General features: G+C 68.3%; 27 protein-coding genes and 1 pseudogene. 19 read left to right on the top strand and 9 right to left on the bottom strand.

Annotated elements, in window-relative coordinates; translation table 11 throughout:
* Positions 1 to 671: 671 nt before the first annotated feature.
* On the bottom strand, positions 672 to 1,514 hold the full coding sequence (locus tag VB738_RS11070; RefSeq protein ID WP_323305784.1) for a thymidylate synthase: 843 nt from the start codon (positions 1,512 to 1,514) through the stop codon (positions 672 to 674).
* Positions 1,515 to 1,997: 483 nt separating this feature from the next.
* On the opposite strand from VB738_RS11070, the gene VB738_RS11065 reads away from it, so the two are divergent.
* Both VB738_RS11065 and VB738_RS11060 read left to right on the top strand, forming a co-directional pair.
* Positions 1,998 to 5,180 (top strand): DEAD/DEAH box helicase, encoded by a 3,183-nt coding sequence (locus tag VB738_RS11065; RefSeq protein WP_323305783.1) that lies wholly within the window; start codon positions 1,998 to 2,000, stop codon positions 5,178 to 5,180.
* 51 nt (positions 5,181 to 5,231) lie between these two features.
* A complete protein-coding gene (locus VB738_RS11060; protein WP_323305782.1) occupies positions 5,232 to 6,863 on the top strand; it encodes a DUF3427 domain-containing protein in 1,632 nt (543 codons plus the stop codon).
* A 14-nt stretch (positions 6,864 to 6,877) separates the two neighbouring features.
* Here VB738_RS11060 and VB738_RS11055 read toward each other — a convergent pair whose 3' ends face one another.
* Positions 6,878 to 7,318, bottom strand: coding sequence for a putative toxin-antitoxin system toxin component, PIN family (locus tag VB738_RS11055; protein WP_323305781.1), 441 nt, complete (start codon positions 7,316 to 7,318; stop codon positions 6,878 to 6,880).
* A complete protein-coding gene (locus VB738_RS11050; RefSeq protein ID WP_143594041.1) occupies positions 7,302 to 7,544 on the bottom strand; it encodes a hypothetical protein in 243 nt (80 codons plus the stop codon). Before VB738_RS11050 ends, VB738_RS11055 begins: the two co-directional genes overlap by 17 nt.
* Positions 7,545 to 7,650: 106 nt before the next feature.
* On the opposite strand from VB738_RS11050, the gene VB738_RS11045 reads away from it, so the two are divergent.
* The 6 genes and pseudogenes from VB738_RS11045 (at position 7,651) to VB738_RS11020 (ending at position 9,738) form a co-directional block, all read left to right on the top strand.
* Complete coding sequence (locus VB738_RS11045; protein ID WP_323305780.1) at positions 7,651 to 8,259, top strand: DUF3427 domain-containing protein; 609 nt, start codon at positions 7,651 to 7,653, stop codon at positions 8,257 to 8,259.
* A 76-nt stretch (positions 8,260 to 8,335) separates the two neighbouring features.
* A complete protein-coding gene (locus VB738_RS11040; RefSeq protein ID WP_323305779.1) occupies positions 8,336 to 8,533 on the top strand; it encodes a type II toxin-antitoxin system HicB family antitoxin in 198 nt (65 codons plus the stop codon).
* Positions 8,533 to 8,664 carry a type II toxin-antitoxin system HicA family toxin gene (locus VB738_RS11035; RefSeq protein ID WP_323305778.1) on the top strand — a complete coding sequence of 44 codons (132 nt, stop codon included), beginning with the start codon at positions 8,533 to 8,535 and terminating at the stop codon, positions 8,662 to 8,664. Before VB738_RS11040 ends, VB738_RS11035 begins: the two co-directional genes overlap by 1 nt.
* A 39-nt stretch (positions 8,665 to 8,703) precedes the next feature.
* Positions 8,704 to 8,988: pseudogene (locus VB738_RS16455) on the top strand (hypothetical protein); the annotation flags it as partial.
* Positions 8,989 to 9,056: 68 nt separating this feature from the next.
* Entirely contained in the window at positions 9,057 to 9,383 is a 327-nt protein-coding gene (locus tag VB738_RS11025) for a nucleotidyltransferase family protein (RefSeq protein WP_323305776.1), read from the top strand.
* Positions 9,346 to 9,738 (top strand): DUF86 domain-containing protein, encoded by a 393-nt coding sequence (locus VB738_RS11020; protein ID WP_323305775.1) that lies wholly within the window; start codon positions 9,346 to 9,348, stop codon positions 9,736 to 9,738. Before VB738_RS11025 ends, VB738_RS11020 begins: the two co-directional genes overlap by 38 nt.
* Positions 9,739 to 9,759: 21 nt before the next feature.
* Here VB738_RS11020 and VB738_RS11015 read toward each other — a convergent pair whose 3' ends face one another.
* The gene (locus tag VB738_RS11015) at positions 9,760 to 9,900 is read right to left on the bottom strand and encodes a hypothetical protein (RefSeq protein WP_323305774.1); all 141 of its coding nucleotides are present in this window, start codon (positions 9,898 to 9,900) and stop codon (positions 9,760 to 9,762) included.
* Between the two features lie 126 nt (positions 9,901 to 10,026).
* Between VB738_RS11015 and VB738_RS11010 the strand changes: the two genes are divergently transcribed.
* From VB738_RS11010 to VB738_RS11000, 3 genes are all read left to right on the top strand, one after another.
* The gene (locus tag VB738_RS11010) at positions 10,027 to 10,260 is read left to right on the top strand and encodes a nucleotidyltransferase family protein (RefSeq protein WP_323305773.1); all 234 of its coding nucleotides are present in this window, start codon (positions 10,027 to 10,029) and stop codon (positions 10,258 to 10,260) included.
* A gap of 128 nt (positions 10,261 to 10,388) precedes the next feature.
* Positions 10,389 to 10,634: a FitA-like ribbon-helix-helix domain-containing protein gene (locus tag VB738_RS11005; protein ID WP_323305772.1), complete on the top strand. Its 246-nt coding sequence runs from the start codon at positions 10,389 to 10,391 to the stop codon at positions 10,632 to 10,634.
* Positions 10,634 to 11,026, top strand: a complete 393-nt coding sequence (locus VB738_RS11000) for a type II toxin-antitoxin system VapC family toxin (RefSeq protein WP_323305771.1) — start codon at positions 10,634 to 10,636, stop codon at positions 11,024 to 11,026. Before VB738_RS11005 ends, VB738_RS11000 begins: the two co-directional genes overlap by 1 nt.
* A gap of 7 nt (positions 11,027 to 11,033) precedes the next feature.
* Here VB738_RS11000 and VB738_RS10995 read toward each other — a convergent pair whose 3' ends face one another.
* The 3 genes from VB738_RS10995 to VB738_RS10985 all read right to left on the bottom strand — a co-directional run bounded on the left by VB738_RS10995 (position 11,034) and on the right by VB738_RS10985 (position 14,993).
* On the bottom strand, positions 11,034 to 12,707 hold the full coding sequence (locus tag VB738_RS10995) for a protein adenylyltransferase SelO (protein ID WP_323305886.1): 1,674 nt from the start codon (positions 12,705 to 12,707) through the stop codon (positions 11,034 to 11,036).
* A gap of 102 nt (positions 12,708 to 12,809) precedes the next feature.
* Positions 12,810 to 13,391, bottom strand: a complete 582-nt coding sequence (locus tag VB738_RS10990; RefSeq protein WP_323305770.1) for a Uma2 family endonuclease — start codon at positions 13,389 to 13,391, stop codon at positions 12,810 to 12,812.
* Between the two features lie 33 nt (positions 13,392 to 13,424).
* The gene (locus VB738_RS10985) at positions 13,425 to 14,993 is read right to left on the bottom strand and encodes an FAD-dependent monooxygenase (protein ID WP_323305769.1); all 1,569 of its coding nucleotides are present in this window, start codon (positions 14,991 to 14,993) and stop codon (positions 13,425 to 13,427) included.
* A gap of 228 nt (positions 14,994 to 15,221) precedes the next feature.
* On the opposite strand from VB738_RS10985, the gene VB738_RS10980 reads away from it, so the two are divergent.
* On the top strand, positions 15,222 to 15,710 hold the full coding sequence (locus VB738_RS10980) for a hypothetical protein (protein ID WP_323305768.1): 489 nt from the start codon (positions 15,222 to 15,224) through the stop codon (positions 15,708 to 15,710).
* Here the strand turns inward: VB738_RS10980 and VB738_RS10975 are convergent.
* Positions 15,682 to 16,782 (bottom strand): serine hydrolase domain-containing protein, encoded by a 1,101-nt coding sequence (locus VB738_RS10975; RefSeq protein ID WP_323305767.1) that lies wholly within the window; start codon positions 16,780 to 16,782, stop codon positions 15,682 to 15,684. The two genes, VB738_RS10980 and VB738_RS10975, sit on opposite strands and share 29 nt — an antisense overlap.
* Between VB738_RS10975 and VB738_RS10970 the strand changes: the two genes are divergently transcribed.
* Positions 16,768 to 17,628: a hypothetical protein gene (locus VB738_RS10970; RefSeq protein ID WP_323305766.1), complete on the top strand. Its 861-nt coding sequence runs from the start codon at positions 16,768 to 16,770 to the stop codon at positions 17,626 to 17,628. The genes VB738_RS10975 and VB738_RS10970 overlap by 15 nt on opposite strands.
* A gap of 6 nt (positions 17,629 to 17,634) precedes the next feature.
* Here VB738_RS10970 and VB738_RS10965 read toward each other — a convergent pair whose 3' ends face one another.
* Positions 17,635 to 18,186, bottom strand: a complete 552-nt coding sequence (locus VB738_RS10965; RefSeq protein ID WP_323305765.1) for a PadR family transcriptional regulator — start codon at positions 18,184 to 18,186, stop codon at positions 17,635 to 17,637.
* A 178-nt stretch (positions 18,187 to 18,364) separates the two neighbouring features.
* Here VB738_RS10965 and VB738_RS10960 point away from each other — a divergent pair, with 178 nt between their 5' ends.
* The 6 genes from VB738_RS10960 to VB738_RS10935 all read left to right on the top strand — a co-directional run bounded on the left by VB738_RS10960 (position 18,365) and on the right by VB738_RS10935 (position 25,601).
* Positions 18,365 to 19,579 carry an efflux RND transporter periplasmic adaptor subunit gene (locus tag VB738_RS10960; protein ID WP_323305764.1) on the top strand — a complete coding sequence of 405 codons (1,215 nt, stop codon included), beginning with the start codon at positions 18,365 to 18,367 and terminating at the stop codon, positions 19,577 to 19,579.
* The gene (locus tag VB738_RS10955; protein WP_323305763.1) at positions 19,579 to 22,686 is read left to right on the top strand and encodes an efflux RND transporter permease subunit; all 3,108 of its coding nucleotides are present in this window, start codon (positions 19,579 to 19,581) and stop codon (positions 22,684 to 22,686) included. Before VB738_RS10960 ends, VB738_RS10955 begins: the two co-directional genes overlap by 1 nt.
* 153 nt (positions 22,687 to 22,839) lie before the next feature.
* Positions 22,840 to 23,856 (top strand): metallophosphoesterase, encoded by a 1,017-nt coding sequence (locus VB738_RS10950; protein WP_323305762.1) that lies wholly within the window; start codon positions 22,840 to 22,842, stop codon positions 23,854 to 23,856.
* Positions 23,857 to 23,911: 55 nt separating this feature from the next.
* Positions 23,912 to 24,061: a hypothetical protein gene (locus tag VB738_RS10945; protein ID WP_254990500.1), complete on the top strand. Its 150-nt coding sequence runs from the start codon at positions 23,912 to 23,914 to the stop codon at positions 24,059 to 24,061.
* Between the two features lie 16 nt (positions 24,062 to 24,077).
* Positions 24,078 to 24,881, top strand: coding sequence for an META domain-containing protein (locus tag VB738_RS10940; RefSeq protein ID WP_323305761.1), 804 nt, complete (start codon positions 24,078 to 24,080; stop codon positions 24,879 to 24,881).
* A 9-nt stretch (positions 24,882 to 24,890) separates the two neighbouring features.
* A complete protein-coding gene (locus VB738_RS10935) occupies positions 24,891 to 25,601 on the top strand; it encodes a hypothetical protein (RefSeq protein WP_323305760.1) in 711 nt (236 codons plus the stop codon).
* Positions 25,602 to 25,668: the final 67 nt, after the last annotated feature.

Below are 25,668 nucleotides of genomic sequence, written 5' to 3'. Positions count from 1 at the left end.
GCCCCCTATATGGTTCACAATGCCACGATACGCGAATCCTGGCACGTTGCCGCCACGGCTTCTTGAAAGCTCCCAGTTGGGCATTTGAGACTTCTTTAGAGTGTCTGGTATGAGTAATTGGAACTGTCGAATAACAGATTGGCCGTTTAGGATGAGAGTTCGCACCTGGGAGTCTCTGACAAGACGACCGATTGTAGAATTAGAGCTCTCCAAGAGTAGGCGCTTACTTTCTACTGGTAATGTCCCCCATTTCTCCCATGTGGCAAATGGCACGAGATCTAGATGACATGCAGGGAAGAGGTTACTATAGTAAGATACTCCACATGATGTCATGATGCAATCAAGCCGCTTAAACCACCTGTCATAAGGATTGATATCAAAGTACCGAGTACAGCGCTCTTCTATCCTCTGTATGTCATCAACACTCGCATCCGACCACGCATCAAGCCCTAGTGAGGTGAGGGTCTGAAAACGCCTCTTGGAGCCATCGAGTTCAGAGCCGTCCTGCCCGATGAATTCCCGATTGCTTGGATTGATGCCAAGAGAAGCCAAGGATGACTCAGCAATGCGGCCAAACACAGGAATTGGAGAGCTCCATGGGATTACATTGCAGTCCAGGATGCTTGGGCTACAGTGATCAAAAAATGCCAAAAGATGCCTAATCTCGTTAATCAACGGCATTTCCGACGGACGGCATCAATCTTTTTAAGCACAAAGTCACTATAGAAGGATGTTGGCGCTTGCTCCTTTATCAAGAAAAGGGCTTCTAACGTACGTTGAGGTGTTACAACTCGAGCTGTACACTTTCTCCACGCTGAGAAGGCTATGACAAGGAAACCAATATCTTGCCAATAGGCCGATAGCCCGGACAGTTTGCGGAGGAGTTCCTCCATCTCCATGCTTCCGCGTGCGCATGCTTCGATCTCAAGAAGGGCCTGAATGGAATCCCGATGATTCCCCAGAGGCATCTCAGGCATGGGGCATTCAGGCATAAAATGCTCTCCCAAGAAGACTTGGGCATCAGCGGTATCGTGTTCATAAAGATGAAGGCTCCCAGCCATATGTACATACTCACCCAGCGAGATGCCAAGTTCTGATGCGACCAATTCCTGTATCATTGTGAATGCGAAGATATCATGAGGCAAACCTAGGTAAACATCACTGGAGCGCATAAAGGCTACTAGATCCAACTTATCATCACGGATCAGGAACTGGAGAACGCATGTACAAGGAACATCGTTCAGGCGACTAACAGATGAAACATCTTTGCGGTCAAAAAGCTGTATGACGGCCCTTCGGGTCGAAGGATGATCGCGCAACATAGAAGTCACATGGGCTAACTGGCCACCCTCCGGCCCTCCGACAAGACGCGGTCCGTATGCTCCCGCTATGGTACCGTTTGCCTCGGCTTCTTTCCTATAGGCAGTGACGTAGTAAGCAATAAACTCCACATCATCGCGCCCAGATAGATACCACAATAGCTCACCGACTGCACTGAATATCGTTCCCCTCATATCACTCCAACTAATTCTACAACGAGGATTCTTGAGCCGAAGAGTAGAGCCTCGTAGCTCCCGGAATGATCCACGCGTGGCAGTACAGCCATCTCCAAGACTGGTTACTGCAGCTACAGCGCCCCGGAGAAGGTCGTCTAAGGTTGAAGCCTCGTATTCCATGGCTTGGGATTGCTATCTCAAGATTAATGGCATTGAACATTGTTGGCTCCCAAGGGAACTCATCTGGCTGGCAAGCCGCCTAGCCCGCCCCCGCTGGCCATAGGCTAACTGTCATTATCGATTTGGCAGTCCCTGTGTTTAAACGCCAGTTGTCGATGATGCTAGCTTGGCCTGTGGAAGCGAACTAGAGAATAATGGGACTCATGAAATCCTCATACATTGATACTTTGCCAGTCTAGCTGGTCTCTCCAAGAGACGGCAGAGCCTATTCTCACTCTTGGCGCCACACGGTAAGCGCGTTAATCCATTGGTTCCGATCTCATGCCTGACCAGCCAGGCCCCACTGGCCTCTATTGCCATCCCCTCAGTAATGCTTTATACCTTGTTTTGGCCAACCAGCCTTCAGCTTTACATCAGCTAGTTCCCCTCGACCCCGCCGAAGCCCCCCAACGCCTGGCCCGCTACCTGCGCCAGCTCAGCGAAACGGCCCTGGCTTCGCTCTCCGAAGCCCAAAGGCAGCAACACCAGCTGGCCCTGGTGAACCGGATCGTGGCCCTGCTCCACCAACAGGCACCATCCGCCATCCACCCCGGCGACCAGCTCCACCCCAGCGCCCGCTTGCTCCAGGAGCTGCGCGCTGCTCCCCTTCCGCCCGGTCAGGCTCCCATCACCAGGCCGCTCATCCCTCTGGCCGACGGCACCCTGCTTGTGAACGCCCCCAGCGAACCCAGCGTGGGGATGGCGCTCCAGGCCGAAGTCCCCTCCGCCGATCGGATCGACCTGCTCTGCGCCTTCATCAAGTGGAGCGGCCTTCGTTTGCTGCAGCCCGTGCTCAGCGCCTACCTGCAGGCGGGCGGTGAGCTGCGGGTGCTCAGCACCGTGTATCTCGGCGCCACCGACCGTCGGGCCCTCGACTGGCTGGCTGAACACGGTGCCCAGGTGCGCGTCAGCACCGACACCCGCCGCACCCGGCTCCATGCCAAGGCCTGGCTGTTCCATCGCCGCACCGGTGCCAGCACCGCCTACATCGGCTCCTCAAACCTCTCCAGCGCCGCCCTGCTCGATGGCCTGGAGTGGAACGTGCGTCTGGCGGCGCTGGAAACGCCCGCAATGCTCAAGAAGTTCCAGGCCAACTTCGACGCCTATTGGGAAGAGGGCGAGTTCGAGCCCTACGCCGCCACACCCGACGACCAGGCCCGGCTCGACCATCAGCTCGCCGTCGCCCGTGGCGATGACTCCGCCACCCCCACCGCGCCGCTCGCCTGGTTCCACCTCCGGGCTTATGCCTACCAGCAAGAGATGCTCGATCAGCTGGAGGCCGAGCGCTCCCTGCATCAGCGCTTCCGCAACCTCGTGGTGGCCGCCACCGGCACCGGCAAGACCGTGCTCGCCGCCTTCGACGTGGCCCGCTTGCATCGCGACTTTCCCGAGCAGTTCCCCTTCCCCGAACCGCCGCGGCTGCTGTTCATCGCCCACCGCAAGGAGATCCTGCAGCAGGCCCTGCTCACCTTCCGACAGGTGCTGCGCGATGGCTCCTTCGGCGAGCTGCAGGTGGATGGCGAACGGCCCAGCGACGGGCGCCACGTGTTCGCCTCCGTGCAGTCCCTCGCCCAGCAAGATCCCGCCACCATCCAACCCACCGCCTACGACGTGGTGATCGTGGATGAGTTCCACCACGCCGCCGCCGCCAGCTACCGGCGATGGCTCGATCACCTCCGTCCCAAGCTGCTGCTCGGCCTCACCGCCACTCCCGAGCGCGCCGACGGGCTCGACATCCTCCAGTGGTTCGATGGCCGCATCGCCGCTGAGCTGCGCCTCTGGACGGCCCTCGACCAGGGCCTGCTCAGCCCCTTCCACTACTTCGGCATCGGCGACAACACCAACCTCGCCGCCCTCGCCTGGCGCCAGGGCGGTTACGTGCCCGCCGAGCTCTCGAGTCTCTACACCGGCGATCACCACCGCGTGGCCCTGATCCTGCGCCAGCTCCACGACAAGCTCGCCGATCCCCAGCGCATGCGCGCCCTCGGCTTTTGCGTGAGCGTGGAGCACGCCCGCTTCTTGGCGTCCCAGTTCAACGCCGCCGGCCTCGCCGCCGAAGCCCTCAGCGCCGACTCCCCCCGCGAGCAACGCCAGGACGCCCTGCGCCGCCTGGCCGTAGGCGAGCTGCGCATCCTCTTCGCCGTCGACCTGTTCAACGAAGGGCTCGACATCCCCTCCATCGACACCGTGCTGCTGCTGCGGCCCACCGAGAGCGCGGTGGTGTTCCTGCAGCAGCTGGGCCGGGGCCTGCGCCTCTCCCCCGACACCGGCAAGAGCTGCCTCACCGTGCTCGATTTCATCGGGCAGCAGCACCGCCGCTTCCGCTTCGACCAGCGCTTCCGCGCCCTGCTCGGCGGCAGCCGCCGTCAGCTGGAATCCCAGCTCGATCAGGGCTTTCCGTTCCTGCCGCCCGGCTGCCGTCTGGTGCTCGATCGTGTCTCCCAACAGGCGGTGCTGGCCAGCCTGCGCGCCAGCATCCCAAGGCAGAAAGCCCCGCTGCTCGGCGAACTGCGCGCCCTGGCCTCGGAGGGTCTGATCGGCCCCGGCTCAGGCCTGGCGGACTGGCTGGAGGCGCTGGCCATGGAGCCGGCCGACTTCTATGCGGTGCGCGGCGCCGGCTTCACCAGCCTGCGGCGCGAGCTGGGCTGGCTCCCTGGCGACCCCCATCCCCTGGAGGAGTCGCTCACCCGCGCCATCGGCGCCGGGCTGCTCCACCTCGACGATCCCGATCGCCTGCGCATCACCGCCGCCGCCCTCTCCGACCCCACACTCCCCGATCCCGGGTTGATTGGCGACCGCGAGCGCCGCCAGTGGCTCATGCTCAGCGCCCAGCTGTGCGGCACCGGCAAACGCTGGCGGCCCCTGCCCGATGCCCTCGCCCTGCTCTGGCAGGCATCCGCCTGGCGCGACGAACTGCGCCAGCTGCTGGGCCTGCTGGCCGAGCGATCAGGCCGCCGCCTCCACCAGCTGCCCTGGGCCCTGCCTATCCCAGTGCGCGTGCACGGCCACTACAGCCGCGCCGAAATCGAAGCCGCTTTCGGGATCCTGCGCGACGACGCCCCCTGGATCCACCGCGAAGGCGTCCTCTGGCACGAACCCAGCCAGACCGATCTGCTGTTCGTGACCCTCAACAAGAGCGAAGCGCTCTTCTCCCCCTCCACCCGCTACCGCGACCTGGCCCTCGGCCCGTCCCTGTTCCACTGGGAGAGCCAGAGCACCACCACCGCCGCCTCCCCCACCGGCCAGCGCTACATCCACCACGAGGCGCGGGGTTCAAGGGTGCTGCTGTTCGTGCGGGAGCATCGGCGCGAGGGCGGTCGCGCCGGGGGTGTCACCGAGCCGTTTCGGTGTCTGGGGTTTGCCCGCTACGAAAGCCATGAGGGGGAGCGCCCGATGGCGATTCGCTGGCGGTTGGAGCGGCCGATACCGGCGGGGTGGATGCAGGGGATGGGGCTGGCGGTTTGAGGGAGGCCGCCAACCCCGAGCGCACCGGCGGCGAGGACATCCTCCATTGGTTTGACGGCCGCATCGCCGCCGAGCTGCGCCCTGAGCCTCCACGACGGCACCGACCTCTCGCGGATCGAGTGGCGCCGCAACGGCTACACCAGCGAAGCCCTCACCAACCTCTACACCGCCGATGACGCCCGCCTGCGCCTGATCCTGCGCGAACTGGCAGACAAGGTCACCAACCTGGATTCGATGCGGGCCCTGGGCTTCTGCGTGAGCGTGGAGCACGCCCATTGGATGGCCCGCAAGTTCGTGGCCGCCGGCCTGCGCGCCGCCGCCCTGGAGGCCTCCAGCCCCCGGGAGCAGCGCGCCGCGCAGATCCGCCGCCTGCGCTCCGGCGAGGTGCAGATCCTGTTCGCGGTGGATCTGTTCAACGAAGGCCTCGACATCCCCGAGATCGACACGGTGCTGTTCCTGCGGCCCACCGAGAGCGCCATCGTGTTCCTGCAGCAGCTCGGCCGCGGTCTGCGCCTCTGCCGGGGCAAGAGCTGCCTCACGGTGCTGGACTTCATCGGCCAAGCGCACCGGAGCTTCCGCTTCGACCTGCGCTACCGCGCCCTGCTCGGTGGCACGCACGACCAGCTGGAGCAGCAAATCAAAGACGGGTTTCCCTTCTTGCCGGCCGGCTGCAGCCTGCAGCTCGATCGGGTGTCGAGCGAGCGGGTGCTTTCAAATTTGCGCGAGTCGCTGCCCACGCGCCGACCCCAGCTGCTCGCCGAGGCCCGCCGCCTCGGGCGCTGTTCCTTGGCGGGGTTGCTGGAGGGGCTCGGGATGGAGCTGGGGGAGTTTTACAAGGTGGCGGGGTCGTGGGCGTTGCTGCAGCGGGAGATGGGGTGGGTGGCGGCGGGGGCGACCACCGGCGATGAGGAGCGGCTGGGGCGTGGAGTGGGGCGCCTCCTCCACCTTGACGACACTGACCGTCTCTCGTTCCTGCTCCAAGGCCTCGTCAGTCGCCAGCAACCCCAGGCGCAGAGCCTGAGCGAGCTGGACCGCCGGCGTTGGCGCATGCTGCTGCTCCAGCTCTGGGGAACGTCGCCGGATCGGCTTGGTCTGCAAGACGCGCTGGATCGCCTCTGGGCCTGTCCAGCCTTTCTCGATGAGCTGCGCGACCTGTTCGCCCTCCTGTTGGAGCGCACCGACCACCTCGCCCCTCCCCTGGTGTGGGATCAGCCCGTGCCCCTGGCTCTCCACGCCCGCTACAGCCGCGCCGAGATCTACGCCGCCTTTGGATTGATCACCGATACGCAGCAAACCACCGGCCAGTCGGGGGTGTTGTTCGATCGGACCACCCAATGCGACGTCTTCTTCATCACCCTGAAGAAGAGTGAGCGCCTGTTCTCCCCCACCACTCGCTACGACGACTACGCCATCTCCCCGCTGGAGTTCCACTGGGAGAGTCAGAGCAACACGCGGCAAGCCTCACCCACAGGCCAGCGCTACATCCACCACGTTGAGCGCGGCAGCCGGGTGCTGCTGTTTGTGCGGGAGGAGAGCAAACGCGGCGGGGTGACGCTGCCGTTCCTGTGTCTGGGCTTCGCGGATTACGTGAGTCACGAGGGCGAGCGGCCTATGGCGATCCGTTGGCGGTTGCAGCGGGCGATTCCGGCGGCGTTCGTGCCGGAGTTGGCGTTGGCGGTGTGAGAGCGCGGAGCTGATCAAGGCTTATCCCTTTGGCCCTCTGGTTCCTGCAGGCGCCTCATGGCCTCCCTGGCAAGAACAATCGCAATCCCTTGAAACTTGCCCAAGGCCAAGAGGTCGTCATCGCCAGAGACGATCAGATCGGCGAGGCCACCAACGGCCGCAGCCAGGACCTGATCGTCGTCGGGATCCCTACTGACGGGACCTCCCAGATCAGCAGGTTCCACGCGCTGAACCAGGGCGGCATAGCCATCAAACAGATCGGCAATCCTCACACCAAGCCGAAAAATGGGCTCTCTGAACTTCGGTCGCTGCAGCACGCCTTCCAACTCGGCGAGAAGAGGAACGGTACTGATCAGCTGAACCCGCCCAACAACGGCCGCATCCATGAGCTGCCCGGGAACTCCCTGCCAGATCAGGGCGGAGAGAGCCGTGTTGGTGTCAAGAACCAGCCGCAAGTCGTTGCCCCTTGCGGTAAGCGCTGATCTCCTCGTTGATCTCTTGCCGGGTCAGCACCTCCGGCGGGTCAGCAGCAAGAGCAGCCCTTGCGTCTTGCAGACGGGCAATGCGGTCTGAGGCCAGCTTGGCCCGCAGCAGGCGCTCGATCGCTTCTGGCGCCAGCAGACCAGCTCCGCTGGCTTCCGCCGCTAGCGCATCAGGGAGGGTGATCTCAATGGTGGTCAAGCGTGCACCCCAACCATGCTTGCCTCTGAGGGTAGCCGGCATCTCCACCCAGAGGTACAGCCCACAGGCCACGCCGCGAGCAGATCCGCCGCCTGCAGGGCAGCACGTGCCCCTGGCCGAGGCCCTCGTCCGGCTCTGGGCTGCCGCCGACCTCCGCGCCGAGCTGGTGGAGCTGTTCGCGCTGCTGCTCGAGCGCACCGACCACTTGGTGGCGCCGCTCGACTGGGGCCGCGCCGATCCGCCCCCCATCCCCCTGAAACTCCACGGCCGTTATGCCCGCGCCGAGGTGTTCGCCGCGTTTGGGTTGTTGAACGAGGCCCGCCCTTTCCCCGGCCGTGAGGGGGTGTTCTTTGACGAAGCCACCCAGTGCGATGTCTTCTTCATCACCCTCAAGAAGTCCGAACGCCTGTTCTCCCCCACCACCCGCTACAACGACGTCGCCATCTCCCCGTGGGAGTTCCACTGGGAGAGCCAGAGCCTCACCCGGGAAGCCTCATCCACGGGCCAGCGCTACATCCACCATGCCGAGCGTGGCAGCCGGGTGATGCTGTTCGTGCGGGAGGAAAGCAAGCGCGGCGGGGTGACGCTGCCGTTTCTGTGTCTGGGGTTTGCGGATTACGTGAGCCATGAGGGGGAGCGGCCGATGGCGATTCGCTGGCGGTTGCACAGGGCGATTCCGGCGGCGTTCGTGCCGGAGCTGGCGTTGGCGGTTTGAGGAGGCTGGGGGGCGTCGTGGAAGAGGCCAGCCCCAGGCCGCTTAGCCTGAACGCAAGACAGGAAGTGAGACCACCATGAGCTACCGCATCCGGCTGTTGGAAACCGAAGAAGGCTGGTCGGTGAGCTGTCTTGACCTGCCGGGCTGCCACTCCCAGGGGTCCAGCCGGGAGGAAGCACTGGCGAACATCCGCGAAGCGATTGCCCTCTGGCTGGAAGTGGAAGCTGAGGAGGGTGGCGTGCGCAGTGTGGAGACGTTGGAACTTGCGATTTAATGCCGCGCCTGCCGGGGATCAGTCAGAAGGAAGTGGTGAGGGTGTTTCTCAAGCTGGGGTATCGGATCGTCCGCGAGTCGGGTCATCTGATCCTGAGCAATGGTGAGCGGCGCCTGGTGATTCCCCCGTGATGCAGGGCAGACGCCTGAGCAGTTCCGCCAGCTGCTCTGAGGGCCGAAGAGGAGAGCCTCAGCGGTGCCCTCGCCCCCTGCGGCCACGACCACAAGGCGATCGGCGCGCACGGCCGCCACCGCGAAGGCGTGCTCAGGCACCAGAGCAGCGCCACCGACCTGCTGTTCATCACCCTGCGCAAAAGCGAAGCCCTCTTCTCCCCCTGCACTCGCTACCGCGATCTGGCCCTTGGCCCCTCCCTGCTCCCCTGGGAGAGCCATGAGGGCAAGCGGCCGATGGCGATCCGCTGGCGGCTGGAGCGGGAGATCCCGGTGATGGGGATGCGTGGCTGTTCCTCGCCATCCCTGGTTTGGCGGTTTGAGGGAAACCATGGCTCCGTTAGCCTGACTCCATGGAGACGGTTGCCCCGCTGCTGCCATTATTGGCCGATCGGCTGGAGCCCCTAAGGCGCCTGTGCAGCCGCTACGGCGTTGATCGGCTGGAAGTGTTCGGCTCGGCGGCGAAGGGTTTGTTTGACCCTGCCAGCAGTGACTTGGACTTCATCGTGAAGATGACGGGCCAAAGGGAGCCGGGCTACGCCCGACGCTTCTGTTCCTTCGCCGATGAACTGGAAGCCCTCTTCGGCCATCCAGTGGATCTGTTAACGGAATCCATGATCCACAATCCCTATTTCCGGAAGGATGTGGACGCCTCACGCCGGATACTCCTCGAACTCTGAAATGAGAAGGGAGGCGCTGAAACGCCTGCTTGACGCCCTTGAGGCTATCGAGGCGATTGAACGCTTTATCGAGAACTGCACGCTTGACCACTACCTTGACAATGAGCTGATCCAATCAGCGGTGGAGCGCAAATTCGAAATCATTGGCGAAGCTCTCAAGCGGGCCCTTGAGGCCGATCCGAGTGTGCTCACGATCATTCCCGATCTACGCCGCATCATTGGAACACGGAACAGAATCATCCATGTGTACGAAGCCGTGGATCAGCTGATTCTGTGGGACTCGATCCAGAATGACCTGCCTGGCCTGAAAAGCTCTCTATTGACTGTGTTGGATAAGGATCCTCCCATTCCTTAGAAACTTTTCAGACTGCCAGGGTTAAACTATCGAGGACTTCCCCATGGTCGAGGGCATCACGAACGGCAGAATCACCTTCTCGGGCGAGTAGCACTCCACCAACAGCTGCGTGAACGCCAACAGCGCCTCGCGGGTCACCTGAGGTATCGGGGTGGTGGTCATGGGCTTCATCACCGCGAAGGGGGGCTCGCTCGCCTGCCCAGCGCCACCGACCTGCTGTTCCTCGCCATCTCTGGCGTTGGCGGTTTAGCGTCATCCCAGGCCAGTCCTGAGCATTCACTGCCGGCCATGGACGTCAGTTCCGAAACGTTGATCAGCCGGTTGCGCCAGCACGCGCCCGTCTGGAGTGAGAGTTTTGGCGTGCGCAGCCTGAGGATCTTCGGCTCCTGGGCCCGTGGCACGGCAACACCGAGCAGCGATGTGAATCTGCTGGTGGCCTTCGACGGACCTGCCCCGGCCAGACGCTTCTATGGCCTCCAGCTGTTCCTGGAAGACCTGCTCCAGCAACCTGTCGACTGGTGACCGAGCAAGCACTTCGGCAGGAGCTCAGGCCTGCGGTGGAAGCGGATGCCATCACCCCCTGACGGCAGTCCAACATGCATGCAAAGCGCATGCGCTGCGAGTAACCTTGTATCACGACTGGCGCAGCCATGCCATCCCTGCAGATCCGCGACCTGCCTGAGCCGCTGCACCGGTTGCTGCAGCACCGCGCCCAGGTGCACAAGCGCAGTCTCAGCCAGCAGGCACTGGTGGATCTTGAGGCCATCGCCGGCGAGGATGGGCGAGAGCGTCGCCGCCTGGTGCTCGATCGCATCGCCCGGCGCGGGCCCCTGGCCACCGCGCTGGCCGGAGATCAGACGCCGGAAGCGCTGATCCGCGCCGACCGCGAGGGCTGATGGCCCTCGCCTGCGTTCTCGATGCCTCGGCTGCCGTGCGGCTGATCCTTGGGGATCCCGCCGCTGCTGCCGTGGCGGAGCAGATCCGCGAGGCGGCCGTGGTGTTGGCCCCGGAGCTGATGCTCACCGAGCTGGCCAACACCCTCTGGAAACTGCAAAAGGCTGGTCGCCTGGCTGATCTCGATCCCCAGCAGCTGCTGGCCGAGGCCCGCGATCTGGTGGATCGGGTGGAACCCAATCGCCACCTGCAGACCGAGGCCCTTGCCCTGGCCTGCCATCACGATCACCCCGTCTACGACTGTCTCTATCTGACGCTGGCCCGGCGGGAAGCCGCCACCTTGATCAGCCTGGATCGTCGCCTGCAGCAGCTGGCCGAGCGGGTGCTGCCCTGAGCGCCCTTCAGGACGAACAGCTGTAGTGCGACACCCCTCCGGCGTTGAAGAACTCCCTGGGCTTGAGGCGGTCGTAGGTCGCCGCCAGTTCCGCAGGAAGCGCGTCGTAGGGATGGCGGAACACCTCCTGCAGCTCCCTGACCAGGCCGTAATCACCTTGCGCCGCCTGTTCGTAGGCCGGGGCGATCAGCCATTCGCGCCAGGTGACGGCGGGATTCACGCGTTGCATTGCAGCGGCTGTCTCGCTGGGGTCGCCGCCTTCCGTGATGCGATCCCGCCAACGTTGCAGCCACTGCGTCCATTGCCCATCGAGCTCCTCTGAGCTGGGCTGGTAGAAACTCTCCTGCAGGGCAAAAACCTGCTCGGGGATATCCGACAGTCTGCGGAAGAAGATCGTGTAGTCGGCCTTGGAGGCCACCATCAACTGCAGCAGGTCCTGCACGAGCTCGGCGTCGTAGCGGATCAGGCCGAGCTTGCTGGCCCACATCGCGTCGAGCTCCTGGGCCATCGCTTCTGCGAAGCCGTCGCGGATCTCATCCAGCCTTGCCAGCGCCTCTGTGTTGCCCTCGAGCAGGGGCCGGAGAGCGGTCCAGAACATCTGGAAGTTGGCTTCTGCGGCCACCGGCTGGTTGAAGAAAGAGAAATGCTGGCCGCCACCGGTCCAGGGCTGGAAGCGGGGGTCGAACAGTTCGCAGAAGCCGAACGGGCCGTAGTCGAGGGTGTAGCCGCCGGCGGCGCAGTTGTCGCTGTTGAAATTGCCCTGGCAGTAGCCCACCCGCATCCAGTTCGCCACCAGAGACGTGAGCCGTCCGCGGAACAACCTCGCCAGTTCCACCACCTGATCAACGAAGTCCAGGGCCGGATCAATCTCCTGCCGGTAGTTGCGCTCGATCAGGTGCTGAACAATCAGCTCCAGCTCGTTGCGCGCCTCCGGATGGGCACCGCTGCGGGCGCGGCGGGCGAACAGCTCCAGCTGGCCGACCCGCAAAAAAGAAGGGGCCACCCGGGTGGTGATCGCCGCCGGGTTGTCCACCAGGACGTCGGGATCGAACGAGCGGGAGTTCGCCGAATACCAGGGCCGGCGCACGGTTTCCGATCCCGACACATAGAGCGTCAGCGAGCGGGAGGTGGGCACCCCCAGGGCATGCATCAACTCCTGCGCCAGAAACTCCCGCACGCTGGAGCGCAGCACGGCGCGGCCATCGGCGCCACGGCAGTAGGGCGTCGGGCCACCGCCCTTGAGCTGCATCTCCCAGCGCCGGCCGCCAAAGAGGCCTTCAAACACGGAAATCGCCCGGCCGTCGCCGTAGCCGTTGCCAGTGCCGAACGGGCACTGCTGGATGTATTCGCTGCCGTAGATCGAGAGGGCATAGCCCGTGGCCCAGCCATAGGGCCGCATCGGCGACCGGGCCGCCGTGATGTCGCCCGAGAACAGTCGGCGGAACGCTTCGTCATGGGCCAGCCCATCGCCCAGGCCCAGCTCGGCGAAGAGGGTGGGGCTGTTCGCCACGAGCTCCGGCGCCGGCAGCGGGGTGGGAGTCACCGGCACGTAATGGCCGGAGAACACCTGGCGGGGCCGGTGATCCTGGCCATCAGCGGTGGCCTGGGGATCCGCCCGCAGGGAATCCAGCAGCGAGTAGTCGGCCCGCTGGGCAAAGTCCGCGAACGAGGTGGTTGCCACTGCTGTCGGCACGGCTTGCTCGATGGCTGTCGGCACGGGTCTCTTACTGACGCTGGGGTCACCATCCTGGCGAGCAGCACCCGCACGGTGACGAATCACCCGTCAGCCGTCCCAGAGCTCCGCCAGATCCAGCCGCAGCCCGGGGAGTTCCGGCTCGCCTTCCAGCACCGCCAGCCCCTCCAGCCGCTGCGGTTCGCCACTGGCGTGCCACACCTCCACACCACGGCTTTCGGGCAACAGCAGCCAGCCCAGCCGGGCCCCGTTCACCTGGTAGGTCGCCATCTTGCGGCGCAGGTCGGGCAGCCGGTCGGATGGGCTGGCCAGCTCCACCACCAGATCCGGACAGAGGGGCGGAAAACCCTGGCGCGCTTCGCTGGAGAGGGCCTGCCAGCGCTCCAGCCGCACGGCGCTGGCATCCGGACTCAGCACGGAGCCATCGGGCAGCAGGAAACCGGTGGAGCTGTCGAACACGCACCAGCCGGGCTGGCGGCGGGCCCACAGACCCAGCTGGACCGCCAGCTGGTGGTTGCGCCGCCCGGTTTCGCCGCCTGCAGGGGTCATCTCGATCAAACGCCCGTCCGCCGCCAGCTCCAGCACCGCCTCCGGATTGGCCGCGCAGAGTTCGGCGAACTGGGCCGGCGTGAGCCGCAACGCGTCGCTGAGTTGGCGGGGCAGGGTGAGCATGGCCCTGCTGAGGCGCAAACAGATCCTTTGATCCTAGGCAGGGTTCAGGCGGCCCATCACCAGCCCCCCATACCGCCGCACCGCGTTGCGGTGATCCACGTCGGCCCTCAGGCCGATGAAGCCGTCCGGCCGCACCGCCAGCAGGGTCAGGGGCCCCAGGCCCAGGCTGGCTGCTTCCTCCAGACGCAGAGACACCACCGCCTCCACCAACGCCAGCGGCAGCGAGCCGGCGGCCCGGTCGGCCTCCAGCTCGGCCTGCAGGCTGGAGAGTGCTTCGGGGGACAACTCGGGGCCAGCCAGCAGCAGCAGCGTGTGGCCGCAGCGGTGGGTGAGCGCGTGCAGCAGGGACGCGCCGGCCCCGGGCGGCAGCGCGATCGTGGTGGGCAGGCGCTGTCCGGCGCCAATGGGCTGGCCCTCGCCACCGCCGATGATCGCCGAGCCGGCGTAGCTGACATTCATCTCGGTTTCCGCCACCACCTCCTGTTGGCGGGCCACCGGGTTGGCCAGCATGGCGGCGATCGCCCGGTCGCGGGTGGCGCGCTCTCCGCTCTCCTGCAGCCCGTGGGCCTGCTCGGTGGCATCGCCCGAGCGGCAGATCTGCTGGGCCACTGGACGCCGCTCCTGCTCGTAGCTGTCCAGAAGGGCGGAGTCCGCGGCGCCGTGGTGCACCAGGGCCAGCTTCCAGGCCAGGTTGGCGGCATCGTGCAACCCGCCGTTCATGCCGTGCCCCTCGGCCGGGGAGCACACGTGGGCGGCATCGCCGGCCAGGAACACCGGCCCGGCGCGGAAGCTGCTGGCCACCCGGCTGTGGCAGTGGAAGCGGCTGGGATTCTCCACGGCGCTGAAACGGGCCTGGGGCAGGTAGCGCCCCAGCACGGCGGCGGCCTCGGCCACCAGGTCCCCTTCCTCGGCGGCGGGCCGCAGGTACACCCGCCAGCGCTCGTCGGGCAGGGCCGTGAGGATCAGGGGCGAGGCGTCCAGATACGCCGCGTTGACCTCGTGGCTCTCAGCCCAGCCCTCCACCGCGGCATCGAACACGGCCCAGGGGCGACTGATGCCATGGCCCTCAAAGTCGAGTCCGCTCAGCGCGCGGGTGGTGCTGCGCAGGCCGTCGCAGCCCACCACCCAGCGGGCCTGCACGGCGTGCTCCTGCTCACCGCAGGCCACCGTGGCGCTCACCCCCTCGCCGTGGGGCGCCAGAGCCACCAGCCGGCAGGAGCGCTGCACCGCGCCGCCCTGGCTCTCGAGATGGTCGGTGAGGATCGATTCGGTCACCTCTTCGGAGAGGCCGAGGTTGAAGCCGTAGCGGCTGCCGCAGTCGGCCAGATCCAGTTCCCCCAGCCGCTGGCCATCGGCGTGGATCAGGATCCGGCGCTGCCGGCAGCCCGCTTCGAGAAACCGGTCCACCAGCCCCAGCGCCTCGAAGATCTCCAGGGAGAGGGGGTGGATCACCGTGGCCCGGTCCCAGTGCAGGGCTTCGGCGCGGGCGTCGATCAGCAGGTTGGGAACGCCGCGGCGCTGCAGTTCCCCCGCCAGCAGCAGGCCGGTGGGACCCGCCCCCACCACGAGCACGCAGGTCTGGCTGGGAAGGGATGACGGCATGGCGCCCGGGCGGGTCGAGCTAGTGAGGGCCAGCGCAGGGCACACTAAACGCACCACAGGGGCTCGGTCCTGGCCAACCCATTCCGCTCCCTGGCCGCCGCCACGACCGTCGGCCTGGCCGGGGGCCTGGCCCTCAGCACGGCAGCGGCGGCGGCGGCCCCCAACGGCACCTGGCTGTCCCAGCCCCAGATCTGGTATTACGCCTCCCGGCAGTCGCTGGACAGTGTGATGGCCGACATCCGGGGCAGCGACTTCAAGGTGGTGTTCCTCGATGTCCGCAAGGTGTCGGAGGCGATGCAGCGGGAGGCGGCCCAGGCGGCGCGGCGCCAGGGACTGCTGCCCGTGGTGTGGGTCCAGTCCCCCCAGTACCGGGGGTTGCGGATCGACCAACTGGTTCACGAAGCCCGCCATGGCGACGCGATCCAGGTGGATGACCACTTCTTCGCCAACTACTCCCTGCAGGACTTCTACCTGCTGCGTCGGCTGTATCCCAAGCCCATCTTCTGCAGCATCCAGCCATTTCAGGCCAGCCTGGTGCCCACGGCGGGCTGCAACCAGCTCGATGTGCAGTGCTACAGCGCCCCGCAGTTCCAGCCGTGCCTCAAGCTGGCCGACCGGCTCGGCGCCGTGGTGAGTCTTTCGAGCGAGAACACCCTCAAGTACCGGAGCCAGCTGGGTCAGCGCTCCTTCAACACCTTTCTCTGGCAGGGGCCCTGACGGGCGGGGCGTCCTGCGGCGCCAGGTGGGCGCCGATCGCACGGAAGATGTCATCGGCGGCATTGCAGTAGCCCCCGCTGGCATCGAAGGCCCCTTCGTCGAAGGTGACCGCCACCGCGATCGCGATCTTGCGTGACGGCAGGTAGGCCATCACCCCGGCCTGCCCGGAGAACAGCGGGTTCTGCAGCAGCCAGGGGCCCGAGAGGACGATCCCGATCCCATACGTGTAGAAATCGCCCAGGGTGGCGCAGGTCGCACAGCCCTCGATCGGCCGGCCGAAACCCCGCAGCGTCGGAGCGATCTGCAGCCTGTGGCTCTGGGGCGACAGCAGCTGTCCCGTCCCGATCGCCTCGGCGGAGGTGGCCATGTCGTGGATGGTGGTGAACTGCACCGCCCCGCGGGTGATCGTCCAGGACGGATTCCAGTAGGTCGACTCCTCGTAGAAGCGCGTCCCCGCCGGGATGCCGAGGCTCTGGCGCCGTTCCGACGAGAAGGCGTGCAGCACCGGCGGCGCGATCGCGGGCGTTCCGCCGGGGTCCCGCGTGTTGCGGAGCTTCAGGGGCCCGAAGATCCGCTCCTGCATCAGCACGGGCATCGTCTGGCCCGTGATGCGCTCCAGCGCCAGGCCGAGCAGGACGTAGTTCGTGTGCGCGTAGTTCCAGCTCGTGCCGGGCTCGTACCAGAGCGTCTTCAGGTCCGCGTAGGCGAGCAGGTCCTGCACCGAGAACTGCCGGAACGGGTTCTCGAGCAGCGTCTTCTCGAACGCGGCATTGCCGATCACGTAGTCGCGATAGCCGGAGGTCATCCGGGCGAGCTGGCCGAGGGTGACCCGCTCCGCATTCGGGATCTCCGGCAGCCACGTCGCGAGCTTGTCGTCGAGGCTCACCCTGTTCTCGTCGACCAGTTGCAGCAGCAGCGTCGCCACGTAGGAGATGGCGATCGCACCGTTGCGGACGTGCATGTCCTCCGTGGCGGGCACCCCCGTCATCGACTCGCCCATCGCCTCGGTGACCACCTGCTTGCCGTCGATCGTCACCCGCACGATCACCGCCCTCAGATGGTCGTCGGCCATGCGCTGGCGAACGATCCGCAGGATGGCGGCCGCCTGGGGTGGGACCGCCGGCGGGGCCCCGTCGGCGGTCCCGGCCTGGACGGGGCCCGCTCCGCCCAGGCAACCCGCCAGAAGGGCACCCAGGACCCGTCGTCCCTGTGGGGCGAACCAGCGACGATCCACACCGGCTCGCTCAGTAAGCGGCAACGCTACGCGCCCTGGCGCCTGCCGATCCCGGTGAGCTTCCTACCCTGCCCCTGGTTGCGACGTGCCATGCCCAGCCCCCATGGCCTGCGTCGCTGGGCCGCCCCGCTGCTGGTGGTTGGTGCGCTGAGCGGGGCGATGGCCACGCCCGCGGCAGCCGGCCCGCCGGCCACCCCTCTGACGCTCACCTTTGCCGGTCAGACCTACCGGCTGCGCTGGTCGTCCCAGCACCAGCACGAGTTCACCCCGGCGGGCCAGGAGGACCTGAGCCGGTGGACGGACATGGTCACCATCAACACCTACCCCGGGGTGAGTGACGGCGAGGGGCTGGCCGAGATGGCCAACCGGGCCCTTGGCAACTACCGGCGCCACGGGGCCACGGTGCTGCGCACGGCTTCCATTCCCCGCACCGCCGACCGGCCGGCCGAGCACCTGGTCTTGGCCCTCTTCCCCACCCGCGCCTTCAGCGAGGCCGTCTTCGCCCGCTGGCGCCTGACGGACGGTCGCGGCACTGCGGTGATCGTCAGCCACCGCCTCTATGGCCCGAAGACGGGGGACGCCATGGCGGCCTGGTTTCGGGCGAACGGGCCCGCCATGGAGCGTCGCCTGATGGCCCTCGATCCGATTCCCTCGCACCGGGTCCTCGAGCCGACCGGCCCCTGAGCACCCCTACGGCTCCGCCGGCGCTGGCTGCCCCTCCAGGAAGGCGATCACCTCATCGCACCAGCGGATCCACTCCTGCTCGAACAGGATGCCGCGCCGCAGGGTGAGGTAGCGGTACTGCTCCTGCAGCGGCAGGGCCGGATGGCTGTGGAACAGGGCCTCCTTCTCCCGATAGGAGGCGAGCTGGCCGGCATGGACGGCGCGGCGGCGGCGCACCTCCGCCAGCAGCTGGGCGGGCTCGGCGTAGGGGCCGCCGAGCACCTTCACCAGCAGGTCCTCCCGGATGGGGGTGGGCAGCGACGGCTCGGCGGCCCACTGGCTGAGCTCCCGCCGGCCCGCCTCGGTGATGGCGTACACCTTGCGGTCCGGCTTGCCCTGCTGGGGCACGACCTGGCAGCGGACCCAGCCGTTGGCCTCGATCCGGGCCAGCTCCCGGTAGATCTGCTGCTGGCTGGCGGTCCAGTAGCAGGCCATCGTCTCCTCGAACTGCTTGCTGATGTCGTAGCCGCTGGCCTCGCGCTCGCAGAGCACCGTGAGGATCGTGTGTGCCAGGGCCATGGCAGGAGGGGGAGGAGGCAGCGACTGGGGAATCGATCCTGGCCCAGCCGTCGCCGAACCCGGTTGACCTACTCAACATGTTGTGCATACACTTTGGCGCATACCCAATCTGTTGCATAGCTCTGTGCCTGGCGCAGGTCATGCCTGGCAGAGGGGGTCCCGCCGCCGCTGTCCCCCCATGGATTCCGCCACCGCGACGCCCCCAGCGACGCCGCCAGCGCTGCTGAGCGCCCTGCAACGGATCCGCCAGGGCGGGCCCGCCTCCTGGGGTCGGCCCCTCGCGATCGCCGCGGCCGGCGCCGGCCTCGCCGTTGCCGCCGTGGCGGTGACCCGGCCGCCCCGCCCGCCGCTCCAGCGTCCCCTGCCGGTGGCGGTGGTGATGGCCCAGCCCGTCAGCCGGTACCTCACCAGCCGCGACTACACCGGCGAGGTGGTGGCCGGCCGCAGCAGCAGCCTCGGCTTCGAGCTCCCCGGCACCCTTGAGCGGGTGCTGGTGGAAGAAGGCGACCGGGTGGTGGCCGGCCAGCCCCTGGCCCACCTCGACCGCCGCCGGCTCCGGGCCCAGCGCCAGCAGCTGCTGGCCCAGCGGGACGTGGCCCGGGCCGCCGTGGAGGAGGTGCGGCAGCAGCTCACCCTGGCCGAACTGCAGCGCGACCGCCGCCGGCAGCTCCATGCCCAGGGGGCGATCTCCCGCGAGGACCTCGACCAGCAGATCCACGGCAGCGCCGCCCTGCGCAGTCGGCTCGTCCAGGCCGAAGCCCAGGTGGACGACGCCGAGGCCCGCCTGCGCCAGATCGATGTCGACCTGGCCCGCAGCGTGCTGGTGGCCCCCTTCGACGGCACGGTGAGCCGGCGGCGGCTCGATGAGGGCGTGGTGGTGAGCGGCGGCCAGGCGCTGATCACCCTGGTGGAGTCCGCCCCCCTGGAGGTGCGGGTGGGGGTGCCCCCCGACGCCGCCCGGGGCCTGCGGCCGGGGCAGCGCCATCCGGTGCGCATCGGCGATCGGCGCCTGCAGGCCACCGTCAGCGCCCTGCTGCCGGAACTCGATGCCGGCAGCCGCACCGCGACGGTGGTGCTCCGGTTGCCGGCCGAGGATCTGCCGGTGGGGGCCACGGCCCGCCTCAGCCTGCGGCGCAGCGAGACCGGCGCCGGCTTCTGGCTGCCCACCACCGCCCTGGTGGCCGCCGAGCGGGGCCTCTGGTCGGTCTATGTGCTGGAGCCCGCCGACACCGCGCCTGAGCAGGGGCGGCGGGTGGTCCGGCGCCTGGTGGAGCCCCTGCACAGCGAGGGCGACCGCTCCCTCGTCCGCGGCACCCTGCGCCCCGGCGACCGGGTGATCGCCGCCGGCACCCACCGGGTCGTGCCGGGGGTCCGGGTGCAGGAGGCGCCCTGATGTTCGACATCTTTCACCGCAACCGCCAGCTGCAGCTGCTCACCCTGCTGCTGGTGGTGGTCTGGGGGCTGTCGGCCCTGCTCACCCTGCCGCGGCTGGAGGACCCCCTGATCACCCAGCGCAACGCCCTGGTGGTTACCGCCCTGCCGGGGGCCACCCCGGAGCGGGTCGAGTCCCTCGTCACCGAACCCCTTGAGGAGGCCCTGCTGGAGCTGGAGGAGGTGGACCACCTCGACTCCACCTCCTCCACCGGCACCTCGGTGATCGCCGTGAGTCTCAAGGAGTCGATCCGCCAGGTGGCGCCGGTGTGGGGGAAGGTGCGCAGCAAGATCGATGACGCCACCCCCGAGCTGCCGCCGGAGGCCACGGATCCCGAGTTCCGCGACGGCAACATCGGCGCCAGTGCCCTGATCGTCGGCCTCACCTGGGAGCTCGACAGCCCCCCCAACCTGGGCCTGCTGACCCGGCTGGCCGACGATCTGGCCAGCCGGCTGCGGGCCCTGCCCGGCACCGACCGGGTGGAGCTCAGCGGCGAACCCGACGAGGAGATCCGGGTGGCGATCGGCGCCCGGGAGCTGGCCCGGCTCGGCCTCACCCCGGCGGGCCTCTCCGAACGGATCGCCGCCAGCGACGCCAAGGAGGCCGCCGGCCAGGTGCGGGGCCTCCGCAGCGAGCTGCTGCTGGAGGTGGATGGCGCCCTCGATTCCCTGGAGCGCATCCGCGCCATCCCCCTGCGCACCGGCGACGACGGTGCCAGCGCCCGCCTGGGACAGGTGGCCGCCGTGAGCCGCGGGGTGCGCCAACCCGCCGCCCGCCTGGCCCTGGTCGGGGGCCGGCCAGCCGTGGTGGTGTCGGCCACGGTGGCCTCCGGCTCCCGGGTCGACCAGTGGGCCCGCCAGGCCCGCGCCCAGCTCGACGCGGTGCGCGCCACCCTGCCCGAGGGCCTGGGGCTGCACACCGTGCTCGACCAGAGCCGCTACGTGCAGGAGCGTCTCGACGGCGTGATCGGCAACCTGGTCACCGGCTCGCTGCTGGTGGTGGCCGTGTCGGTGCTGATGCTCGGCGGCCGGGCCGCCCTGGTGGTGGGGGTGGCCCTGCCCCTGTCGGCCCTGATGGTGTTCGGCTGGATGCGGGTGCTGGAGGTGCCCCTGCACCAGATGTCGGCCACCGGCCTGGTGATCGCCCTGGGCCTGCTGATCGACAACGCCATCGTCGTGGTCGACGAGGTGCAGCAGCGGCTGCGCTCCGGCGACAGCCCCGGCGCGGCGGTGCGCCACTCGGTGCGGTATCTGCTGGTGCCGCTGCTGGCCTCCACCCTCACCACCGTGCTGGCCTTCGTGCCCATCGCCACCTCGCCGGGGGCCACCGGGGAATTCATCGGCACCATCGGCCTCACCGTGATCCTGGCCCTGGGCAGCTCCCTGTTCCTTTCCCTCACGGTGATCCCGGCCCTCACCGCCCAGCTGCAGTCCTGGCAGCCCCTGGGGCCAGGCGTGCGCTGGTGGGAGCAGGGCATCTCCCCGTCGATGCTGGCCCACCCCTACCGCCGCTCTCTGCTCCGGACCCTGCGCCATCCCGGGCGGGGGGTGGCCCTGTCGCTGCTGCTGCCATTGCTGGGGTTTCTGGCCTTCGGCAGCCTCGACCAGCAGTTCTTCCCGCCCACCAACCGCGACCAGTTCCAGATCGAGCTGCGGCTTCCCCAGCAGAGCGCCCTGGGGCGCACCGAAGCCCTGGCGATGGCCGTGCGCCAGCGGATCCGTCAGGACCCCCACGTCGACGACGTGCACTGGTTCCTTGGAGAAAGCGCCCCACCCTTCTTCTATAACGTGATCGCCTCCGAGGAGAACGCCCCCCACTACGCCCAGGGCCTGGTGCAGCTGCGGGGGGCGGAGGGGGTGCGGACCACGATCCGCTCCCTCCAGCGGGCACTGGATCAGGACTTCCCCGAAGCCCAGATCCTGGTGAAGCAGCTGGAGCAGGGGCCCCCCTTCGAGGCGCCGATCGAGCTGCGGCTGGAGGGGGCCGATCTGGAGCAGCTGCGCCGCACCGGCGACGAGCTGCGCCGCCACCTGGCCCAGCTGGAGCCTGTGACCCACACCGCCGCCAGCCTGGGCGAGGCCGTGCCCCGTCTGGCCCTGGCGGTGGACGAGGAGCAGGCCCGCCGCAGCGGCCTCGACAACCGCGCCATCGCCCGCCAGCTCCAGGGCGGCCTCGAGGGAACCGTGGGCGGGTCGATCCTGGAGGGGGTCACCACCGTGCCGGTGCGGGTGCAGGTGGCCGAGGACCAGCGCGGCGATCTCCAGCAGGTGGCCTCGCTGGATCTGGTGGCGCCAGGCCGTGAGGCACCGATTCCCCTCGGGGCCCTGGCCGGGCTGCGGCTGGAGCCGGAGCTGGCGGCGATCGAACGCCGCGACGGGCAGCGGGTCAACACGGTGCAGGCCTTCCTGGAGGCGGGGGCCCTGCCCGATTCCGTGCTGGGGGACTTCCGCCGCCAGCTGGAGCGGGAGGGCTGGCAGCTCCCGGCCGGGCTCCGGCTGGCCTACGGCGGCGAGGCCGATGCCCGTGGCGATGCGGTCGCCAATCTCCTCTCCACGGTGGGGGTGCTGGCGATCCTGATGACCGCCACCCTGGTGCTCTCCTTCCGCTCCTTCCGGATGGCCGCCCTGATCGCCTCGGTGGCCCTGCTGTCGGTGGGGCTGGCGGCCCTGGCCCTGAGGCTCAGCGGATCGCCCTTCGGCTTCACCGCCATCCTCGGCACCCTCGGGCTGATCGGGCTGGCGGTGAACGACGCGATCGTGGTGCTCACCGCCATCCGCACCGATCCGCTGGCCCGCAGCGGCGACCCTGCCGCCACCGCCGCGGTGGTGCTGCACGCCACCCGCCATGTGCTGGCCACCACGATCACCACGGTGGTCGGCTTCCTGCCCCTGATGCTCGATCCCACCGGCTTCTGGCCGCCGCTGGCGATCGCGGTGGCCGGCGGCCTGGTGGGGGCCACGGCCCTGGCCCTGTACTACGTGCCGGCCGCCCACGGCCTGCTGGCCAGGGCCGCCAGGCCCACGGCCGGCCAGGCTTCCCGGCATCACCGTCCGAGCCCTGCGGCATGAGGCGGCTCACCGGGGTGCTCTCCGCAGCGGAGCCGGTGCCGTTCGCAGGCGATGCCACCGGCCGGGTGGGCGACTTCAACCCCCTCGGCCAGGGCGTCCGGCGCCTTGTCCCCTGAGGGGCCATCCTGGGCATCGGATCGCCCTCATGCCGCCATGCCGCCGACCCTGGGCCGTCGCCAGGTGCTGACGCTCTCCGGCCTGGCCCTGGGGGCGGGCCTCTGGCAGGCGAGCCGACCGGCCCGAGCCCTGGCCGAAGGCGGCACCCGCCTGGTGCTGATCAGCGACCTCAACGCCGCCTACGGCTCCACCACCTACATCGCCGAGGTGCATCGGGGCGTGGCCCTCATCCCCTCGCTGCGCCCGGATCTGGTGATCTGCGCCGGCGACATGGTGGCGGGCCAGAAGGCGGGGCTGGGGCGGGAGCGGCTGGCCGCCATGTGGGCGGGCTTCGACCGCAGCGTTCTGGGCCCGCTGCGGCGCGCCGGCCTGCCCTTCGCGCCGGCGATGGGCAACCACGACGCCTCCGGCGCCCGCTCCGGCGGCCGCTTTCTGTTCGAGGACGACCGCCGCGAGGCGGCCCGCTTCTGGAGGGCTCGCCGCGACGCCCTTGGGCTGACGTTCGTCGACAGCGGCGACTTCCCCTTCCACTACGCCATCCGCGAGAAGGACGCCTTCGTGCTGGTGTGGGACGCCTCCACCGCCCAGGTGCCGGCGGAGCAGCTGCGCTGGGCGGAGCGGGTTCTGGCGGGTCCCGCCGCCCGCTCCGCCGGCCGGCGCCTGGTGGTGGGCCACCTGCCGCTGCGGGCCGTGAGCCAGGGCCGCGACCGGCCGGGGGAGGTGCTGGCCCAGCCGGCGGCCCTGCAGCGGCTTCTGGAGCGCCAGGGCGTGGAGGCCTACGTGAGCGGCCATCAGCACGCCTACTTCCCCGCCCGCCTGGGACAGCTGGATCTGTTCCACCTCGGGGCCATGGGCAGCGGCCCCCGTCGGCTGCTGGGCCAGGCCAGCCCCCCCTTCCAGACCCTCACGGTCCTGGATCTGGTCGGCAGCCCCCCCCGGCTGGTGGACACCAGCTTCGATCTGCGCAGCCTGCGCCCCATCGACCCCCAGCGGCTGCCCCGCACCCTCAGCGATGCCGCCGGCCGGGTGCTGCCGCGACGGGCAGGCGCCTGAGCCGGCGGGGCCAGCGTCGGCGGATCTATCGTCGCCGCCATCGCAGGCCGACGTCATGAAGCTCCCGGAAGGCTGGCGGATCTACGCCCTGGTCCTCGGTCTGAACGTGCTGGCCCTCTCGCTCTGGTGGGTCGATCGCGACGCGGTGCCCCACCCCTCCGCCGGCGGCATGGGCGCCTGGATCGCCGCCCGCCTGGGGTCCTGAGCCACTCGTGATCACGATGCAAGCGAACCACCAACGCCGCCCCCGGGCCCTCCTGGCCGTCGTCGCCGCGCTGACGCTCCTGCCGGCGGCTCCCCAGGGCGCAGCCCTGGCCTCCACCGCGCCCGCCACCCGGCTGGAGAACACCGCCTGGGTGGTGGAACGGCTGGGGGAGCGCCCGCCCCTGGACGGCACCAGCCTCACGCTTCGCTTCGAGAACGGCCGGGTGGCCGGCAGCGACGGCTGCAATCGCTTCGGCGCCCCCGTGACCGTGCGGGGATCGGCCCTGCAGGTGTCGCCCCGGGGCATGAGCACCAAGATGGCCTGCCCACCGGCGGTGATGAACCAGGCGGAGGCCTTCCAGAGCGCCCTGCGCAACAGCCGGGGCTTCCGGCTCGGCGGCGAGCGACTGCGCCTGCTTGCCGCTGACGGCCGGCCCCTGCTGGTGCTGGCGCCCCAGTCGCAGCAGCTGGTGGGCAGCAGCTGGCGGGTGGCGGGCTTCAACAACGGCCGCCAGGCCCTGGTGAGCCCGATCCTGGGCACCTCGCTGTCGTTGCGCCTCCTCAAGGGCGGCCAGCTGGCCGGCTCGGCGGGCTGCAACCGCTTCACCGCCCCGGTGCGGCTGGACGGCACCCGCCTGCGCATCGGCACCCCGGTGGCGACCCGCCGAAGCTGTCCAGGCGCCGGGGTGATGGAGCAGGAGCGGCAGTTCCTGGCCGCCCTGCCCACCGCCGTCAGCCTGAGACTGGAGGGCGACGCTCTCGAGCTGCGCCGCAGCGACGGCGCCATCGCCCTCAGCCTGCGCCGCGTCCCGGGGTCCTGAGCACCACATATGGATCTCCCAAGGGTGGTGTTCTTCGGACGCACCGGGGCCGACGCCCTGGCCTTCTTCAACCTCGATCTGGCGGCCTGGCGCGGTCAGCGGGTGCTCGACTGCCCCGGCGGTCCCGGCTCGTTCACCGCCCTGGCCCGCGCCGCCGGGGTGGAGAGCGTGGCGGCGGACCCCCTCTACGACCTGTCGCTGGCGGAACTGGAACAGCGCTGCCGCGATGACGTCGCCTTCACCATGGAGCGCCTGGCCCGCAGTGCCTCACTGCGGCCGGACTTCGACCTCTCCCGGTTCCGCCAGGGCAAGTTGGAGGCCCTGGAGGCCTTCCTGGCCGACCGACGGGACCACCCGGAGGCCTATCGGGCGGCGGCGCTGCCCCACCTTCCCTTCGCGGCGGCCAGCTTCGATCTGGTGCTCTGCGGCCACCTGCTGTTCTGCTACGCACCGATCGCCGACGGCGGGCTCAGCGAACAACCCGACTTCGACCTCGACTGGCATCGCCGCGCCCTGGCCGAACTGCTGCGGGTGAGCCGGCGGGAGGTGCGCCTCTACCCGGCCCACACCATCGAGCGGTGCCCGAAGGTCCATCCCTGGGTGGAGCCCCTGCTGGCCTCGCTGCCCCCTGGCTGGCGGGGGCAGCTCGAAGACACCGCCTATGACGAAGGGTTCGAGGGCAAAACGCCGATGCTGCGACTGCGACGTGACGCCGCTTGATCACGAATCCAACACGTTAGATAGTGGCCGTTGATACAAAAAGCCGGGAATGTAACAGGTCGTGGCT

The sequence above is a fragment of the Cyanobium gracile UHCC 0139 genome, assembly GCF_034931325.1.
Taxonomy (GTDB): domain Bacteria; phylum Cyanobacteriota; class Cyanobacteriia; order PCC-6307; family Cyanobiaceae; genus Cyanobium; species Cyanobium gracile_B.
This window is presented reverse-complemented; position numbering and strand designations above follow the sequence as displayed.

Coding starts and splice junctions, on each gene's coding strand:
- VB738_RS10970 (WP_323305766.1), top strand. CDS start 16,768: ATGGTCGTCGGCCATGCGCTGGCGAACGATCCGCAGGATGGCGGCCGC.
- VB738_RS11025 (WP_323305776.1), top strand. CDS start 9,057: ATGGAGACGGTTGCCCCGCTGCTGCCATTATTGGCCGATCGGCTGGAG.
- VB738_RS10975 (WP_323305767.1), bottom strand. CDS start 16,782: ATGGCCGACGACCATCTGAGGGCGGTGATCGTGCGGGTGACGATCGAC.
- VB738_RS11040 (WP_323305779.1), top strand. CDS start 8,336: ATGAGCTACCGCATCCGGCTGTTGGAAACCGAAGAAGGCTGGTCGGTG.
- VB738_RS10960 (WP_323305764.1), top strand. CDS start 18,365: ATGGATTCCGCCACCGCGACGCCCCCAGCGACGCCGCCAGCGCTGCTG.
- VB738_RS11070 (WP_323305784.1), bottom strand. CDS start 1,514: ATGAGGGGAACGATATTCAGTGCAGTCGGTGAGCTATTGTGGTATCTA.
- VB738_RS11020 (WP_323305775.1), top strand. CDS start 9,346: ATGTGGACGCCTCACGCCGGATACTCCTCGAACTCTGAAATGAGAAGG.
- VB738_RS10940 (WP_323305761.1), top strand. CDS start 24,078: ATGCAAGCGAACCACCAACGCCGCCCCCGGGCCCTCCTGGCCGTCGTC.
- VB738_RS10945 (WP_254990500.1), top strand. CDS start 23,912: ATGAAGCTCCCGGAAGGCTGGCGGATCTACGCCCTGGTCCTCGGTCTG.
- VB738_RS10955 (WP_323305763.1), top strand. CDS start 19,579: ATGTTCGACATCTTTCACCGCAACCGCCAGCTGCAGCTGCTCACCCTG.
- VB738_RS10990 (WP_323305770.1), bottom strand. CDS start 13,391: ATGCTCACCCTGCCCCGCCAACTCAGCGACGCGTTGCGGCTCACGCCG.
- VB738_RS11015 (WP_323305774.1), bottom strand. CDS start 9,900: ATGACCACCACCCCGATACCTCAGGTGACCCGCGAGGCGCTGTTGGCG.
- VB738_RS10980 (WP_323305768.1), top strand. CDS start 15,222: ATGGCCGACATCCGGGGCAGCGACTTCAAGGTGGTGTTCCTCGATGTC.
- VB738_RS11000 (WP_323305771.1), top strand. CDS start 10,634: ATGGCCCTCGCCTGCGTTCTCGATGCCTCGGCTGCCGTGCGGCTGATC.
- VB738_RS11035 (WP_323305778.1), top strand. CDS start 8,533: ATGCCGCGCCTGCCGGGGATCAGTCAGAAGGAAGTGGTGAGGGTGTTT.
- VB738_RS11065 (WP_323305783.1), top strand. CDS start 1,998: ATGCCTGACCAGCCAGGCCCCACTGGCCTCTATTGCCATCCCCTCAGT.
- VB738_RS11010 (WP_323305773.1), top strand. CDS start 10,027: ATGGACGTCAGTTCCGAAACGTTGATCAGCCGGTTGCGCCAGCACGCG.
- VB738_RS10950 (WP_323305762.1), top strand. CDS start 22,840: ATGCCGCCGACCCTGGGCCGTCGCCAGGTGCTGACGCTCTCCGGCCTG.
- VB738_RS10985 (WP_323305769.1), bottom strand. CDS start 14,993: ATGCCGTCATCCCTTCCCAGCCAGACCTGCGTGCTCGTGGTGGGGGCG.
- VB738_RS10965 (WP_323305765.1), bottom strand. CDS start 18,186: ATGGCCCTGGCACACACGATCCTCACGGTGCTCTGCGAGCGCGAGGCC.
- VB738_RS10935 (WP_323305760.1), top strand. CDS start 24,891: ATGGATCTCCCAAGGGTGGTGTTCTTCGGACGCACCGGGGCCGACGCC.
- VB738_RS11005 (WP_323305772.1), top strand. CDS start 10,389: ATGCCATCCCTGCAGATCCGCGACCTGCCTGAGCCGCTGCACCGGTTG.